This window comes from Promicromonospora sp. NPDC050262, assembly GCF_040655935.1.
In the GTDB taxonomy this organism is placed as follows: domain Bacteria; phylum Actinomycetota; class Actinomycetes; order Actinomycetales; family Cellulomonadaceae; genus Promicromonospora.
Map to the genome: position 1 here is coordinate 432,711 of NZ_JBFAKX010000002.1, position 16,062 is coordinate 448,772.

Annotated in this window: 12 protein-coding genes; 7 read left to right on the forward strand and 5 right to left on the reverse strand. The window is 70.0% G+C overall.

The window, feature by feature from the left end; translation table 11 throughout:
- The first annotated feature begins 361 nt into the window (after positions 1-361).
- Positions 362-946, forward strand: coding sequence for a helix-turn-helix domain-containing protein (locus AB0I29_RS05385; RefSeq protein WP_357478929.1), 585 nt, complete (start codon positions 362-364; stop codon positions 944-946).
- Complete coding sequence (locus tag AB0I29_RS05390; RefSeq protein ID WP_357478932.1) at positions 943-2,175, forward strand: MFS transporter; 1,233 nt, start codon at positions 943-945, stop codon at positions 2,173-2,175. Before AB0I29_RS05385 ends, AB0I29_RS05390 begins: the two co-directional genes overlap by 4 nt.
- A gap of 507 nt (positions 2,176-2,682) precedes the next feature.
- On the opposite strand, the gene AB0I29_RS05395 is transcribed toward AB0I29_RS05390, so the two are convergent.
- Both AB0I29_RS05395 and AB0I29_RS05400 read right to left on the reverse strand, forming a co-directional pair.
- Complete coding sequence (locus tag AB0I29_RS05395; protein ID WP_357478935.1) at positions 2,683-3,864, reverse strand: mandelate racemase/muconate lactonizing enzyme family protein; 1,182 nt, start codon at positions 3,862-3,864, stop codon at positions 2,683-2,685.
- A gap of 11 nt (positions 3,865-3,875) precedes the next feature.
- The gene (locus AB0I29_RS05400; protein ID WP_357478938.1) at positions 3,876-4,676 is read right to left on the reverse strand and encodes an IclR family transcriptional regulator; all 801 of its coding nucleotides are present in this window, start codon (positions 4,674-4,676) and stop codon (positions 3,876-3,878) included.
- Between the two features lie 302 nt (positions 4,677-4,978).
- Between AB0I29_RS05400 and AB0I29_RS05405 the strand changes: the two genes are divergently transcribed.
- The 4 genes from AB0I29_RS05405 (at position 4,979) to AB0I29_RS05420 (ending at position 10,787) form a co-directional block, all read left to right on the forward strand.
- A complete protein-coding gene (locus AB0I29_RS05405; RefSeq protein ID WP_285106386.1) occupies positions 4,979-5,812 on the forward strand; it encodes a sugar ABC transporter permease in 834 nt (277 codons plus the stop codon).
- Complete coding sequence (locus tag AB0I29_RS05410; protein WP_357478942.1) at positions 5,809-6,666, forward strand: carbohydrate ABC transporter permease; 858 nt, start codon at positions 5,809-5,811, stop codon at positions 6,664-6,666. Before AB0I29_RS05405 ends, AB0I29_RS05410 begins: the two co-directional genes overlap by 4 nt.
- 49 nt (positions 6,667-6,715) lie before the next feature.
- Complete coding sequence (locus AB0I29_RS05415) at positions 6,716-8,020, forward strand: extracellular solute-binding protein (protein WP_357478945.1); 1,305 nt, start codon at positions 6,716-6,718, stop codon at positions 8,018-8,020.
- A gap of 85 nt (positions 8,021-8,105) precedes the next feature.
- Positions 8,106-10,787 carry a family 16 glycosylhydrolase gene (locus AB0I29_RS05420; RefSeq protein WP_357478947.1) on the forward strand — a complete coding sequence of 894 codons (2,682 nt, stop codon included), beginning with the start codon at positions 8,106-8,108 and terminating at the stop codon, positions 10,785-10,787.
- Between the two features lie 97 nt (positions 10,788-10,884).
- On the opposite strand, the gene AB0I29_RS05425 is transcribed toward AB0I29_RS05420, so the two are convergent.
- Positions 10,885-11,613: an SDR family oxidoreductase gene (locus tag AB0I29_RS05425; protein WP_285106379.1), complete on the reverse strand. Its 729-nt coding sequence runs from the start codon at positions 11,611-11,613 to the stop codon at positions 10,885-10,887.
- A complete protein-coding gene (locus AB0I29_RS05430; protein ID WP_285106377.1) occupies positions 11,610-12,578 on the reverse strand; it encodes a dihydrodipicolinate synthase family protein in 969 nt (322 codons plus the stop codon). Before AB0I29_RS05430 ends, AB0I29_RS05425 begins: the two co-directional genes overlap by 4 nt.
- Before the next feature lie 141 nt (positions 12,579-12,719).
- Here AB0I29_RS05430 and AB0I29_RS05435 point away from each other — a divergent pair, with 141 nt between their 5' ends.
- Entirely contained in the window at positions 12,720-13,625 is a 906-nt protein-coding gene (locus AB0I29_RS05435; protein ID WP_357478951.1) for an SMP-30/gluconolactonase/LRE family protein, read from the forward strand.
- 865 nt (positions 13,626-14,490) lie between these two features.
- On the opposite strand, the gene AB0I29_RS05440 is transcribed toward AB0I29_RS05435, so the two are convergent.
- Positions 14,491-15,627, reverse strand: a complete 1,137-nt coding sequence (locus AB0I29_RS05440) for a site-specific integrase (protein ID WP_357478954.1) — start codon at positions 15,625-15,627, stop codon at positions 14,491-14,493.
- Between the last annotated feature and the right edge of the window lie 435 nt (positions 15,628-16,062).

Consider the following 16,062-nt stretch of genomic DNA (forward strand, 5'->3'; position numbering starts at 1 on the left):
GGTGCAGGTACCAACCACCGTAACGTTACTGATTCTGGCTGCCGGGGATCGATCCGCCGGGAGGTGCGCCTGGACGCTCGGGGAGCTGTGGCCGGAGGGCTGTCGAGTCCTCCTTCCATGAAGCCGCCGCCCGCAGCGAGGGGCGCTCGCGACACGGTTGCGCAGCCCGAGCTTGGCCTGGATCGCGGCGACATGGCCTTTGACGCCGCGCTGAGCGAGATGAACAGCTCGGCCCCGATCTCCAGGTTGGTGGGCCCAAGGGGCGATGGACTCAGCGCCGCCGCCGAGAAACTCTGAAAGAGTCTTGCAGAACTCGAGGACAGGGAAGTAATCTGAAAGCTCCTTTCAGAAAGGGTGCCGGATGTCGACCTCCGAGAACCGCCAGACGATCACCGACCCTGCGGCGCTCGACGCGCTGGCGCACCCGGTCCGTCTCGATCTCCTCCGCTTCCTCATGTCCGACGGGCCGGCAACTGCGTCGGAGTGCGCGCGTGCCGTCAACGACTCGCCGTCGAACTGCAGCTACCACCTCCGCGTGCTCGCGAAGCACGGCCTGGTCGAAGGCGCGGCATCGACCGACGGTCGGGAGCGGCCGTGGCGCGCGACCATCACCGGTCTGAGCCTGGATCTCGACTCCGACGATCCGTCGACCGTCGCGGGAGCCACCGCAGCCCTCGAGGCTTCCCTCCAGCTCGACTATCAGCTCGCCCGCGAGCATCTTCGCCACCGCGACCGGCTGCAGGGCCCGTGGCGCGACGTCGACGCGCATGCTCAGTACGGGCTGCGAGTCACCCCCGAAGAGCTCAGGTCGATCGTCGAGCGCATCGACGCCATCGTCCGCCCGTACATCGGCGCGACGCGAGACGACGCCCCTGCAGAAGCCGCAGTGGCAAACCTGTCACTGCTCGCGTTCCCGCGACCGAGCTTTGGTGGCGAGCCGACGTGACCTCGCGCACTGCTTTCGCGATCCCTGCGTTCCGGCGCCTGTGGGGCGCGGGCCTGATCTCCGACATGGGCGACTGGCTGCTGTTCATCGCGCTGCCGCTCGTCGTCTTCCAGCTCACCGGGTCGGCCCTAGGAACGGCTGTCGCCTTCCTGCTCGAGCTCGTGCCCGCCGTGGCGCTCGCGCCGCTGGCCGCGCGTCTCGTCGGTCGGTTCGACCGACGCTGGATGATGGTCGCGGTCAACATCGGCCAGGCCCTGGTGCTCCTGCCGCTCCTGTGGGTGCACAACGCCGCCGACCTCCCGATCGCCTACACCGTCATCGTCGTGCACGCATCGCTCAGCACGCTGTTCGAACCGGCAAAGAACACCCTGCTGCCGGATCTGGTGGATTCCGAGCGCCTGGTCTCCGCCAACGCCCTGATCGGCCTCAACCAGAACCTTGGTCGCCTCATCGGCGGCCCGCTTGGCGGGATCCTGCTGGCTGTCGGCGACCTCGCCCTGATCGTGGTCGTAGATGTAGCGACCTATCTGCTCTCGGCCGTGCTGATCGCCACGCTTCCTGCCGTCGGTGCCTCCCAGCACCCGGGTCCCGACCGGCGGACGGGAAGTCTCTGGGAGGCGCTCCGCATCCGCCGCCTGACGGGCGCATACGCGGTCATCTTGATCACGAGCATGTCCCAGGGCATGTTCCTGCTGCTGTTCGTGCTGTTCGTGCTCGGCCCCCTGGGTGGCTCCGACGCGGATGTCGGGTTGCTCCGTGGCATCCAGGCGGTCGGGGCGATCGCGGCTGGTCTGGTGCTGGGATTCCTGGTGCGGGGCTCCTCACCGCGCGCGCTGACGGCTGCGAGCGTGCTGGCTTTCGGCGTGATGTCGCTCGTGACCTGGAACCTGCCGGCGCTGACGACGGACATCGGGTGGTACGTCGGGCTGTTTTCGGCGGTCGGTGCGCCCGGTGTCGTCATGCTCGCAGGCCTCCTGAGCGTGTTCCAGCAGGAGTCCGAACCTCGCCAGCGCGGTGCCGTCTTCGCCGCCGTCGGCCTGGTCAGCGCAGCCGGGCAGGGCGTCGGTATCCTTCTCGGCGCCCTGTCCGACACCATGATCGGCCTGCTGCCGCTGTTGCAGGTGCAGGGATGCCTCTATCTGGCGGGCGGTCTGGTCGCATTGCTCTGGCTCCCACGCACTCTCCACTCGTCACATGCCCCAGCGGCAGACACCGCGACTCGCAACTGACCGCTGGGGGACTGCTGGACGGACAGGTGACACCGCACGTGTGGATCCGCGTGTCGTCGATGTGGTGGTGTGCTCCTGTCCGGTGTCGGTCGCGGCACGCTCTGGCCTGCGGTTGTGCGTGGGCGACGCTAGGCTCGGCGACGATCCAGCAGGGTGTGCTTTCTGTGGGTGCTGAGGCTCGCGAGATCGGAATAACATCTGCTCTGGCGTATTCCCCGGCCCGACTTGCCCGTCGGCCACGCTCCCCAGCAAACGGTATGCCGCGCCGAAGACGGCGGGCCGGTGAGCCGCCCACTCATGGTTGAGCCGGTCCTGTCCTGAAACGCTTGCCGTCACGCGGATAGTTCCCCTCGCTCGGGCTCAGCATAGTTCGGCGACCCGGCCGTGAATCGCGATCGGTCAGGATCCTGAGCGTTGCCGCCAAGGGCATGAAAAGTACCTGGGCGGGGCTCTTCCTGCTCTTCGCCGCCTGAGGACGCTCAGGGACGGTACTCATCTGGTGACACGTCAGAGTCGGGGGTGCCGCACGAACTCCCGGACCACGTCCTCGTCAACCTCGACGCCGAGTCCCGGCTGTCGCGGCACCACGAACGAGCCGTCCGGGGTGACCTCCAGGGGCGTGGTCAGGATGCGGTTCGCCACCGGCAGTGTCACGGGCTGGTACTCGAACGCGAGGAGTGCCGGGGACGCCGCGGCGACGTGCACGCCGGCCGCCATGGCGACGCCGAACGCAGCCGAGTGGTGCGGCGCGACGGGTGCGTGGAAGGCGTTGCCGAGCGCCGCGATCGCGAGCCCCTCGGTGATGCCGGTACGGCCGATGTCGGGCTGGATCACGCCGGCAGCGCGGCGCTGGAGCCAGTCGGCGAACTCGAAGCGGCTCCGCATCGCCTCCCCGACCGCGACAGGTGTGCTGATGGCGGCGGCGATGTCGCGGTGGCCCTCGACGTCCTCGGGGGCCAGTGGCGCCTCGAAGAACCAGGCACGCCGTTCGTCGAGCTCCCGCCCGAGGGCGCGGGCCTCACCGAGCCGGTACGTCCAGTGGGCGTCGAGCGCCAGGTGGAGGTCGGGGTGCGCGGCGCGGACGGCGTCGAACGTCGCGAGGTCCGTGGCGATGTCGGTGCCGAGGTGCAGCTTGATGCGACGCACCCCGGCGTCGGCGAGCTTGACGGCTCCCTCGGCCCGTTCGCCGTCGTCCGTGCCGCGGATGCCTGAGACGTAAGCCGGCAGTGTCTCGGCGAACCGCCCGCCGGCCAGCTCCGAGACCGACAGGCCGGTGGCCCGGCCCCAGAGGTCCCAGAGCGCGATGTCGACGGCGGCCATGGCGTCGGCCTGGTGGCCCTGGAGATGCCCGCGTTCTCTCATGGACTCGGTCATGCGGTGCCAGAGCACACGCACGGCCCGCGGGTCCTCGCCGATAATCAGCGGAGTGAGCAGGTGGTCGACGATCGCCGCCACGACTTCGGGCGCGACCGGGGCGAGCGCCTCACCCCAGCCCATGAGCCCGTCGTCGGTCTCGACCTTGACCAGGAGCGTCTCGTAGCCGGGGGAGTAGAGGCTGCGCCACGGAGGTTTGATCATGTAGCCGCGGTGCGCGATCGCGGAGTCGCCCGCATAGGAGTTGTCCGCTTCCTCCTTGCTCAGGAACAACGGGAACGTCTGGACGCGGGCGATCCGCACGGGTGTCTCCATCGACGAAGGGGTCAGGGGGTGACGAAGGCCGCGGCGTTGTGGGAGGGGCTGTAACCCAGCGCCACCGAGATCTCGTCCGCGGCCTCGATGGCGCGCAGGGCCAGCTCCTGCGGGGCGTCGAGGTCGAGCACCGACAGCGGGCCGCTCACCGACAGCGCGGCGACGATCTCGCCGGCCCGGCTGCGGATCGGAGCGGCGATGCAGGCCCGGCCGAACGCGAGCTCCTCGACCTCTGTCGCGTAGCCGCGGCTCCTGACCTCGTCGAGCGCGGCGCCCATGGCGTCCCGGTCCACGATGGTGTGCGGGGTGAACCGCTGCCGGGGGGTCGCGAAGTACTCGTCCACCCGCTCTGGCGGCATCCCGGAGAGCAGCGCCTTGCCCAGACCGGTCGCGTGCAGCGGGCCGGAACGGCCCGCCATCGAGAAGGTCTTGGGCGCCCGCTCACCCTCGAAGTTGCAGAGGTAGTAGAGCGAGAAGCCGTCGAGCTCGGCGACGTTCGCCCCCAGCCCCACCGCGTGGGCCAGGTTCTGGGTGATCTGCCGGGCCGCCTTGAACACCGGGGACCCGTTGAGCGCGATCGTGCCGAGCGACACCGCCGCCGGGCCGAGCCTGTAGAGGCCCGTGCGCTCGTCCTGGACGACGAACCGCATGCGGTCGAGCGACGACATCATCCGGGACACCGTGGACTGGCCCAGCCCCGTCATCGCGCAGAGCTCCGACACGCGCAGCTCCCCGCTCTCCTCGGTGAAGCAGGCGAGCAACGACATGGCCCGCTCGACGGTCTGGGTGCCTCCCACCGACTCCGATGTCATCGTGCTCCTTCTTGTGGCTGGGTCCGCTGCATGCGCTGTCTTGCCGCCATCGTAGCCACGGGCCTGGGACCCAGCAATCGAATTATGGGTTCGTCATGCAATTTGTAGATTTCCAATCCGCAATATGGTTCACTGGCGGCATGCTAGGGCACGCACCGCTACAACGACGTACGGAGACCCTCCGGGAGCCCGGGGGGTCACGACCGAGCCACCCACCGGCGGCGGGCACTCCCGCGCCCGGGACGACGGGCGGCACCACGAGGCGGACGACACTCAGCGCCAGGGACAGCCTCTTCGGGTTCATGATCGCGCTGCCCGCCGTGCTGGTCTTCCTCGTGATCGCCATCTACCCGCTCCTGTCCAGCCTGGGCACGAGCCTCTACGACCAGTCCCTGCTGCGGCCCGAGCGCAACTTCGTCGGCGTCGGCAACTATGCGACGGTGTGGGGCGAGTTCGTGGAGCACGTCGGCACGACGCTCACCTTCGCCGCGCTGGCCACGATCTTCCCCGTGATCCTCGGCGTCACCCTCGCGATGCTGCTCAACTCGCGCATCCGGGGCCGGAACGTGCTGCGCGGCCTCCTCATGCTGCCGTGGCTGCTCCCCGGCGTGGTCGTGTCCTTCCTCTGGGCCTGGATCTTCAACGACAGCTACGGCGTCGTCGACCACGTGCTGTCGCTGCTCGGGCTCCCGGGGCTCAGCCTGCTGGGCGACCCCGTCGGCGCGATGGCGGCAGTAGTGATCGCCAAGACCTGGAACTCCTTCCCCTGGATCATGGTCGTGGCGCTCGCGGTGCTCCAGACGCTGCCGGGCGAGCAGCTCGAGGCGGCGACCATCGACGGCGCCACCCGGTTCCAGCGCTTCCGCTTCGTCTCGCTGCCGCACCTGCTCGGCCCGGTGACCCTCGTGGCGGTGCTGGAGTTCATCTACAACTTCGGCAACTTCGACACCGTCTTCGTCATGACGGGCGGCGGCCCCGGCGACTCGACGACGACGCTCGCCGTGAGCCTCTATCAGCTCGCCTTCGGCAGCTACGAGCTCGGGCAGGCGTCCGCCATGGGCGTCCTCTGGCTCGTGCTCCTCGCGTTCGTCACCGGCGGCTACCTGCTGCTCAACCGTCGATTGGAGAGGTCATGAGCGGCGCACGCGACATCGGCGAGGGGATCGTCAACCCTAGCCTGTCGATCCCTGGTCGTTTCCTGCTGTTCGTGCTCGTCCTGTTCGGGCTCCTGCCGATCTACTGGCTCACGGCGACCGCCCTGATGAAGCGCGAGGACGTCTTCGCCCCGGACCGGCCGCTCTTCCCCGTCGATCCCACGCTCGACAACCTGGTCGGGTTCTTCCGCAACGACGCGCTGCTTGACAGCCTGCTCAACAGCATCGTCGTGTCGACGGGCACCGCCGTGGTGTCGGTGCTGGTTGGTGGGCTGATGGCGTACTCGCTGTCGAAGTTCCGCTACCGCGGGCGCAACGCGATCATGTTCATGTTCCTCGTGGGGCAGCTCATCCCCGGGGCGCTCCTGCTGATCTCCCTGTACCTGATGCTGAGCTCGACCGGCCTGCTCTACACCTACACGGCGCTGATCGTCGCGTTCACGACGTTCACCCTTCCCCTCACGGTGTTCCTGCTCAAGGGGATCATGGACGCCCTCCCGGACGAGATCCTCGAGGCGGCGAAGGTCGACGGGCTGTCCCGGACGGCGACGGTGTTCCGGATCGTCTTCCCTCTGGTGGTCCCCGGCCTCATCACGGCGGCCATGTTCGCGTTCATGCGCGGCTGGAGCGACCTGCTCTTCGCGCTCACGCTGGCGGGGCCCGACAAGCAGACGCTTCCGGCCGGGCTCACCCAGGCGTTCATCCACGAGGGCACCGCCGACTGGCCATCGCTCATGGCGGCGTCCCTGATCACGTCGCTGCCGCTCGCGGTCATCTTCATCCTCCTCCAGCGGTACTTCGTGTCCGGCCTCGCTTCCGGGGCCGTCAAGGGTTAGCCCACCTCCCATCAATTCCATCCCCGCATCCCCCACGAAGGAGCAGTTCATGGCAATCACGTCCGCGACCATCTCGCGTCGCGTATTCCTCGGCGGCAGCACCGCGGCGGCCGCCTTCGGCATGCTCGCCCTGGCCGGCTGCGCCCCGACGACGCCGGCCCCGGCGGCGTCGGCGAAGGGCGCGACGGCGGCCAAGACGATCAACTTCTACGGGAACTCCCTGGGGGAGGACGCGCAGAAGGAGGCGTGGCAGTCCGTCGTCGACGGCTTCGCGGGGGAGGCCGGCGTCACGATCGAGCCGGTCGTCTACCCGTACGACCAGGCCGCCACCCAGCTCGCCCTGACGGGCAGCTCGGGCAAGCTCATGGGGGTGGGGCAGGCGGGTCCATGGCAGGTGCTCTCCCCGATGGGGGTGCTGGCCGACCTCACCGACCTCGCGGAGGGGCTCGGCATCCCGCAGGGCGTGCTCGACTCCTACACCCTCGACGGCAAGCTCTACGTGCTGCCGCTCACGGCGTCGGGCGTCGGCATCGTCGCCAATGGCGAGATCGCCCGCGACGCCGGCATCGCGTCCGGGATGTCCGTCGAGGACTTCGCCACGGCGCTCGAGGGCATCAAGGCGCAGGACAAGAGCGTGATCCCGTACGCGGCGGTGACCAAGAACCCCGACCTCAAGGACATCGTGCACTGGATGTGGGGGTTCGGCAGCGAGGTGGTCACCGACGGCCTCGAGTGCACCATCGGCGACGCCGAGAGCGTCGCGGCGGTCACCTGGTTCGTGTCGCTGCTGGATGCCGGGCTGATCCAGCCGAACGTGGCCCGGACCGACGCGCGCATCTTGTTCGCCACCGGCCGGGCCGCGCTGTACGACGACGCCCCGCTCGCCGCGACCTTCGTCACGACGAACGGCGGCACCCAGGACATCGTCGACAACATCGCGGCGATCGCGCGCCCGACGACCGGCGGCAACGAGTCGTACAACCGCGGCTGGGGCGGCGGTCTGTTCGCGACCGCCGGCGAGGGCGAGCTCACCAGCCGCGAGTTCATCAAGTACGCGGCGACGAACGTCGCCGCGGGGACCGCGCTCTACGAGGGGTCGGCCGTGGCGCCCGCGGCGCAGTCGGTGGCGGACCAGATCCCGGCGCTGGCCAAGGACCGGTTCCAGACCGAGTTCCGGACCGAGATCTCCGAGCACGCGCGCGGTGCCGCCTGGGACAAGGTCGCGGTCACCGCTCAGGTGGACACGGCGATCGGCGCCGGCATCGCGCGGATCCTCGCCGGCCAGACCGAGGTGCAGGCCGGGCTGAACGACCTGAAGCAGGAAGTGCAGGACCTGCTCGACGCCAACGCGTAGCAGCCGCGGCACAACGCCCGGCGGCCGCTCTCCCGGCCGCTGGACGGAACCATCGACATCCGGACCCCTGCAAGGAGGCAGACCCGTGACGACGAACTGGCTCGTACCCCGCCCCCGACCGGCACTCGTGGCCGTCGTGGCCGTGCTCACCCTCACCTCGCTCGGCCTGGCCGGCCCGGCCGCCGGCCGGCCCGGGCAGCCGGCCCTAGCGGCGTCTCCGGTCCAGGCGGCCGCCGAGCGCGCCCCCTCTCTGGTGCCTCCGGGCTACGAGCCTGCCTGGGCGGACGAGTTCGACGGGGTCACCCCGGAGGGCACCGGCCTCGACGAGAGCGAATGGTTCTACCGGGAGGGCGACAAGGCCATCTGCACGAACCAGCCGGAGAACGTCACCGTCGACGACGGGCTGCTGCACATCGCCTTCGACGAGCTCGACGAGCCGTACGGTGACATCGTCACGAGCTGCGGCGGCGTCGTCTCGAAGCGCTGGTTCGGGTACGGGTACTACGAGGTGCGCGCGAAGCTGTGGGGCGAGCGGGGGTTCCACTCGGCGTTCTGGACCACGGGGCTCTCCGCCTACATCCCCGACGTGCCGGGCTACACGGGGCCGCACAACCGGATCAACGAGATCGACGGCTTCGAGGTCGACTCGCACGCCCCCGACAAGCTCGCTTACCACTCGCACTGGTTCATGCCGGGCCACGTCGGCAACCAGGGCAACCTGGTGACCCAGGCCGACAGCTCGGCCGCGTATCACACGTACGGCTTCGAGTGGACGCCCACGGAGGTGCGCTTCTACACGGATGGCGTGCTGAAGTACACGCTGGACAAGGCCGGCCCGCACGGCATCCAGAACGTGTGGCTCACGACGCTCGGCTACACCGACGGCGTCGAGACCGGCAACCTGCCGGCCGAGACCACGTGGGACCATTTCCGCTACTTCGCCCCGGTGGAGAACGGGAACGACCGGTCGGCGGCATCGGCGATGGTGGACAACGGCGACGCGGGGTACGCCGAGACCGGCACGTGGAGCTACGAGGTCACCGACGGGCGCCAGGTCGCGTTCGGGGCGCAGGACAAGGTGGTGCGGGCGAGCAGCGCGAGCGGGGCGACGGCGAGCTGGACGCCGACCCTCCCGGCCGCTGGCAGCTACGAGGTCTACGCGTGGAACCCCAACCTGCTCGACACGGGCCACACGGCGGCGCGCTACACCGTGCAGCACGACGGCGGAAGCACCGCGGTGACAGTGGACCAGACGACCGCGGGCCAGCAGTGGGTGAGCCTGGGGGCCTACTCGATGACGCCGGGCGCCGGGCAGCGGGTCTCCGTCACGGGTGACGCCGCGGGGGCGGGCATCCTGCGGGCCGACGCCGTGAAGTTCGTCCCGTCGACCGTCGTGGATCACGGCTCGCCGGGCTACTCGGAGGTGGGTACCTGGGCCACGTCCACGGCGGTCACCGGCTGGCGGGGGTCCACCACGCGCTACGCGAGCCCGTCGACCGCCAAGGCGCGCTGGGCGCCCACGCTCACGGCGGGACGCTACGACGTCTATGCCTGGGTCCCGCCTCGTGACGCGAACATGCCGGAGACGTCGGCCTTCTCGGTCACGCACGCCGGCGGCACGGCGAGCGTCGAGGTCACGGACACGACACCGGCGGCCGGTTGGCTGCGGCTGGGCAACTTCGCCTTCAACGCCGGGTCGGGCGGCTCGGTGGAGTACGGGCAGACCGGCACACCCGGGCAGATGCGCGTCGACGCCGTCAAGTTCGTGCCCGCACCGCAGGAGGCGGGTGCGCCGACGACGCCGGGCGGCCTCGCCGTCGACGTCACGACGACGCCGGCGAACGGCGACGCGTGGTTCACCGCGACCTGGACCCCGGTGACCGGGGCGGACGTCGTGGGCTACCACGTCTACCTCGACGGGCAGCGGCTGACCTGGCAGCCGGTGCGCCGGAACCTGTTCCGGCTCCACGAGCTGCTCGCCGGCCAGACCTACGACATCACGGTGACCGCCGTCGACCGGCTCGGTAACGAGTCCTCGCCGTCCGCCGCGAAGCCGGCCGTGGCCCCCGCCGACAACCTGGCGCCCGCGCCGGCGTCGGGCCTGGTCGCGGAGGCCGCGAACGGCCGGGCGGTGCTCTACTGGGACCAGAACACCGAGCTCGACCTCGGTGGCTACAACGTCTACGTCGACGGGGAGCTCCAGAACGGTAGCCTGCCGGTCGGGAACATCAATGACGAGACGAACCGGCCGCTCGGCTACGAGGTCAAGGACCTGGCGAACGACGTGGCGCACACGATCGAGGTGCGGACGCTCGACCTGGTCGGCAACGAGTCGGCACCGGCCACGACGACCGTGACCCCGCTGTCGATGAGCATCATCGGGGTCGCGGACACCGGGTACACCGAGACCGGGACGTGGACGCCGTCGAGCGTCCCGGGGTGGCTGGCCACGCCGACCCGGACCAGCAGCGCCGGGACCGCGTCCGCGCAGTGGCGGCCCCAGCTCGACCAGGCGGGGGAGTACGAGGTCTACGCCTGGATGCCGACCAACACGAACGGGACACCGGTGGCCCGGTACGCGGTGACGTCGGCGGACGGGACCGCAACGACGGAGTACGACCAGACCGCCGGTGGCTCTCGATGGGTCTCCCTGGGTACCCACACGTTCGCGTCCGGGACCGGCGGGTTCGTCACCCTGACCAACCCGGCGGCGACGGGGAAGAACTTCCTGCGCACGAACGTGGTCAAGTTCGTGCCGGTGGGCTGACCCGTGCTGGTGTGCTGAGAGGTGCGGCCGCCCGGGGCATGATGCCCCGGGCGGCCGCGGTTCTCCCGGCGGCCGCGTATCTCCCGGCGGCCGCGGTTCAGAGCCAGCGCTCGCGCAGCGCCGGCTTGAGCCAGGCCGCCGGGGACGACATCGAGAGCCCGCCGTCGACAGGGATCGTGGCGCCAGTCACGAAGGACGCGCCGTCCGAGGCCAGGAACGTGACGACCGAGGCGACCTCGTGCGGGCGGCCGATGCGGCCCAACGGGTACCCCTCGCTCTCGCCCGTGTCGTGGGACGCGATCGAGCCCGGCTCCACGGTGTTGACGCGGATGCCACGCGGCCCGTACTCGAGCGCGAGCTGCCGGACGAGGCCCTCGACCCCGGCCTTCGCGGCCGCGTACGCGGGCAGGCCGGGGGCCGCGAGGGCGGCGTTGACGGAGGTGATGGCGACGATCGACGAGCCGGCACCGAGCCGGGGCAGCGCGGCGCGCGCGACGAAGAAGGCCGAGTCCAGCGTGGCCCCGAGCGCGCCACGCCACTGCAGGTCGCTCGTGTCGACGGCCGAGGCGACCGGCATCTGCGCGGCGGCGAGCACGACCACGTCGAGCCGGCCCAGGATCTCGGCGGCGTCCGCGACGGCCCGCTCGGCCTGCGCGGGGTCGGCGCAGTCCGCCACCAGGAACCCGCGGTAGACGTCGCCCCCGTCGGGTTCCCACGGCGCGAGACCGACGCCGACGACGGCGTCCCCCTGGTCCGCGAACTGCTCGGCGACCGCTACGGCGATCTCGGAGTTGCCACCGACCAGGAGCACGCCCCGGCCGCTCATGCGCTCGCCTCGACGGCGTCGGCCGCCTTGAAGGCGTCGGCCGCCTCGACGGCGTCGACAGGGGCAGCCTGTCCGGTCAGCCGCAGCTCGTCGAGCACGACTCGCAACGCGGCCCGGCTCGTCGCGTCGAGCGGAGCGGCCGGGTAGCGGACGGTGGCCCGCTCGATGATGCCGCGCGCGACGAGGACTTCCTTGTGCACAGCCCAGGCGATCCCGGGCTGGAGGCCGAGGAGCACGAGCGGGAGGATCTGGCGGAACTCCGCCCGAGCACGCTCGACCTCTCCGGCGCCGAAACGGCGGAGCACCGGGCCGAGCAGGTCGGGGAACTCGCACGCCGGCATGGTCCCCACCGCGCCGGCGGCGTGCTCCTCGAGGCAGAACTGGGCGTTCTGGCCGCCGAGCACCGCGAACTCGGTGTTCGCGACGGCGTCGACGACCTGGCCGACCTTGGGCGTGGTGGGCGGCGACTCGATCTTGACGGCGTGCACGTGCTCCACGCGGCTGAGCTCGGCGATCAGGGCGGGCGACATCGCCACCCCGGTGACTCCCGGCGCGTCCTGGATCATCACGGGGAGGCCGGTGGACGCCCCGATGTTCCCGTAGAAGTCCACGAGGGTCGAGGCGGGCGGGCGGACCATGAAGGGGGGCAGGACCATGAGCGCGTCGGCACCGCCCGCCTCCGCCTCGCGGGCCTGCTCGACGGCGTTGACCGTCGAGGTGCCGTTGACGCCCGCGACGACCGGCACCTGCCCGGCGACCAGCTCGACCACGTCGCCCAGGACGACCCGCCGTTCCGCGGCGGTCAGTGCGAACCCCTCGCTGGCCATGCCGAAGACGGCAAGGCCGTCGACGTCCGCCGCGAGCTCGAACTCGACCAGACGGCGCAACCCGGCCCGGTCGAGGCTCCCGGACTCGTCGAACGGCGTGGCCAGGATGGGCATCAGGCCGTGGAGGCGCGGGGCCATGGGTCCTCTTTTCGACGTCTGTCACTCGTGGCATGCGGCATGCATATTATGAGTTAGGGTGCCATATATTGGGTTCCATTACCACCGAACAGGCGGGCGTGCAGTGAGGGGTGCGGTCATGGAGCGGTCAGGAGCGGGAACGTGAGCCGCCGGGAGGTCGAGATCCTGTGCGCCGAGCGTTACGTCCAGGGAGAGTCGCCACGGTGGGACGCGCACGCCGGCGAGCTGATCTGGGTCGACATGGCCACAGGCCGACTGCACCGCGGGGAGCTCGGACGGGCGGGGCTCGTCCCGGGTCCCTCGGTAGTGGTCGGGTCCCGGATCGGCTGCGCCGCCCCGGTGGCACCCGCCAGGTCCGAGGCGCCCCCGGGGAAGACCCAGGGGCCGTCGTCCGGCTGGGTCGTTGCGGCCGACCAGGGTTTCTGGCGGGTGGCCCGGGACGGCACCGTCACGGCGGTCGACGCGACGGCCGCGCCCGGCTGGGCGTTCATGAACGACGGCGGTTGTGACCCCGGCGGCCGGTTCTGGGCCGGTACCCAGTCCCTGTCGCGGACGCCGCGGTGCGGTCTCTACAGCCTGGAGGCCGATGGTCGAGTGGTTGAGCGGCTCGCCGGGGTGACGGTCTCGAACGGCCTCGCGTTCTCCGCGGACGGTCGCACGCTGTACTACATCGACACCCTGCCGAACCGCAGCGTGGAAGCGTTCGACGTCGCCCAGGACGGGAGGCTCGGCGGACGGCGGCACGTCGTCACGGTCCCGGACGGCAACCCGGACGGCATGGCGATCGACGACGAGGGCGCGCTCTGGGTCGCCGTCTGGGACGGGGCGCGGGTGGACCGCTACTCGGCGCAGGGCCGCCTGATCGAGAGCGTGCCGCTCCCCGCACGCCGGCCCACCGCACTCGCCCTTGCGGCGGGAATGCTCGTGGTCACGACGGCGAGCGTGGGACTTCCCGACCCGGGAGAGGTCGACGGTGCGGTCCTCGGCATCGACGTCGGCCTGGACGGACCGGCGGCGTTGTCGTGGCGGCCAGACGGGATGGAATGAGCCGGACGTGGTCCCCGAGCTCGTCGCTCGCGTCGCGTGGACTCCCGATGTATCCGCCAGGGTTGACCACCATGACGCGGTCGGCGAGGTCGATCGCCTCCGCGAGATGCAGGGTACCGAGCGCTGCCTCTTGCTCGTCCTCGCGGGCATCAGTGCGACGGCGATCCTTCCGGCGAGCCGCCTACCGCGCTACCGCCCGGGAGAGATCCCTGACCCGTCACCCGAAGAGAGAGAGTGACGGTCGCGGTCAGTCTGCGGCCGTAGAACCGGTGCCATTCGACCTCAGCGGGACTGCTGCGCAGATAGGTGACACCGGTGCGTCGATAGGAGTGTCGTCGATCGGTGGCGTGCTCCTGCCTGGCACCGGCCGTGGCATGGTCTGACCTGCGGTTCCGCGTGCGCGACGCTAGCATGAGTGACGATCCAGCAGGGTGTGCTTTCCATTGGGTGCTGAGTCGAGGAGCAAGAGCCCACCCGTGGCTCGGGCGAGTTCGCCGAATCCTGAACGTGCAGACGGCACCCGCTGCGCGCGTTGGCAGCGGGCTCCCGTCCGTGGCCATGTCCGCTCTCGCTGGCCTCAGTCGGCGGCTAGGGGCACGCGCCCTAGATGTGAAGCACCCGTGCGAGCCGCGGCGAGTCCGGTGTCGCACGCGAGCTGGAGGCCACACGAAAGGCCGTCTCCCTGACGAGGAGAGGGCCTTTCGGAGGCAGCAACCCGGAAAATCATTCGGCACGGTCGTGCCTACTGCCCGGAACTAACCATAAATGGTCGACCGGCATCTCTATCCGCACCGCGCTCCAATGGTGTCACCGCGGTGAGAGGCGGAACTCGATCTTCGAGGCGCCGCGCTGCTGACAGGTCTGGCTATGTTCTGATTGCGTCGCCTGAGATCTTGGCGGTGGATGGTGTGCCCGAAGCTTGCGATGCCGGGGCGGTGGGTGTGAGTGTTTCGAGGATGGTGGCGGTGCGGGTGTCGATGCTCGTGTTGGGTTCGATGTAGTGCTTGACCGTGATCTCCGAGCTGGTGTGGCCGAGGAGTTGGGCTGCGAGGTCGGCGCCGGCGGCGCGTTCGATCGTGGTCGCGACGGTGCGCCGGAACGAGTGCGGCGTCACCCCGGTGATGCCCGCGGTGGCCAGGACGTCGCGCAGGCGGCGGCGGATGTTGTTCGTCGTCAACGGTGTCCCGTTCCTGGTCCGGAACACGAGCGTCCCGGGCTCGTGGCCGGCGAGGTCGACCATGTGGTCCCTGAGGGCGGTGGCGGTGTAGGACGGGATCGCGATCCGCCGCACCGACGTACGAGTCTTGGGGTGGGGTTGCCAGTAGGTCGGCTTGCCTCTCGGGGACACGATCGTGCCCGCCACCCGCAGGGTTGCGGGGGTGGTGGTCAGGTCGATATCGCACTTACGCAGCGCGAGGACCTCCCCGATCCGCAGGGAGGAGCCGAGCATGACCTCGATGATGACCTCCAGCTGCCCGTCCGGCTTAGGGCCAGGCACCTTCGCGTCTCCGCGGCGCCAGGTCCGGGCCGCGATCCGGATGGCCTGGATTTGCTCCAGGGTCAGGGCGGTGGCCTGGGTGGCTGGCCGCTTGAGGCGTTTCGTGCCGGTCACGGGATTCTTCTCGATCGCCTCGTACCGGTGCGCCATACCCAGGGCGAGGTTCAGGACGACCTTGGCATGCTTGGCCCGGGCGTAGGACTGTTTCGCGAGGGTGCGCAGGAACCGGTCGACCTTGCTGATCGTGATCTCCCGCAGCACGAAATGCTCGAACACCGGCAACACCAGGGTGCGCATGTCCCGTTCGTACAGGTCCTTGGTGCCCTGGGCGAGGTCCGGGTCCAGGTCGAGGTCTTCCAGCCAGACGCGGACCAGGTCGGGGAACGGGCTGTGGGGGTGCAGCTCACCGACACCAGCCATCCGCGTGCGGTGGGCGAGCTTGACCTTCAACGCCTGCTCCGCCGCCCTCGCGGTCGGACCACTGGCCTCCACGAGACGCAGCATGCCGTCCTGGTCCCGAAACCGGGTCCTGGAGCGCCACGAGGACGGGCTGGTCTGGGCGACGTAGACGTCACCGAACGTCCCCGCAGGAATCCGCGCCCTCATCGCACCTCACCGCCCCGCGTGGCGGTGACTGCGTACCGCAGATCACCAGAAGCACGGATCCCGTGTCGAGACAGCACCCTGCTCAACCCGACGGGACCCGATTCAACCCGTAGCAACCGAGGCACGGGGGAGGACTCACCTGCGCCGGAGCACTCAAAGTGATGGGAAAGTGATGGATGGATCAAGTCTCAGAAACCCTTCAGGCCCGGGATTCCGTTGGAATCCCGGGCCTGATGCGGTCGGGCTGACAGGATTTGAACCTGCGACCCCTTGACCCCCAGGTGGATTGACGAGTCCTCGCCCCCGGTTCTCTGCGGTTGCTGTGAGCTAGGG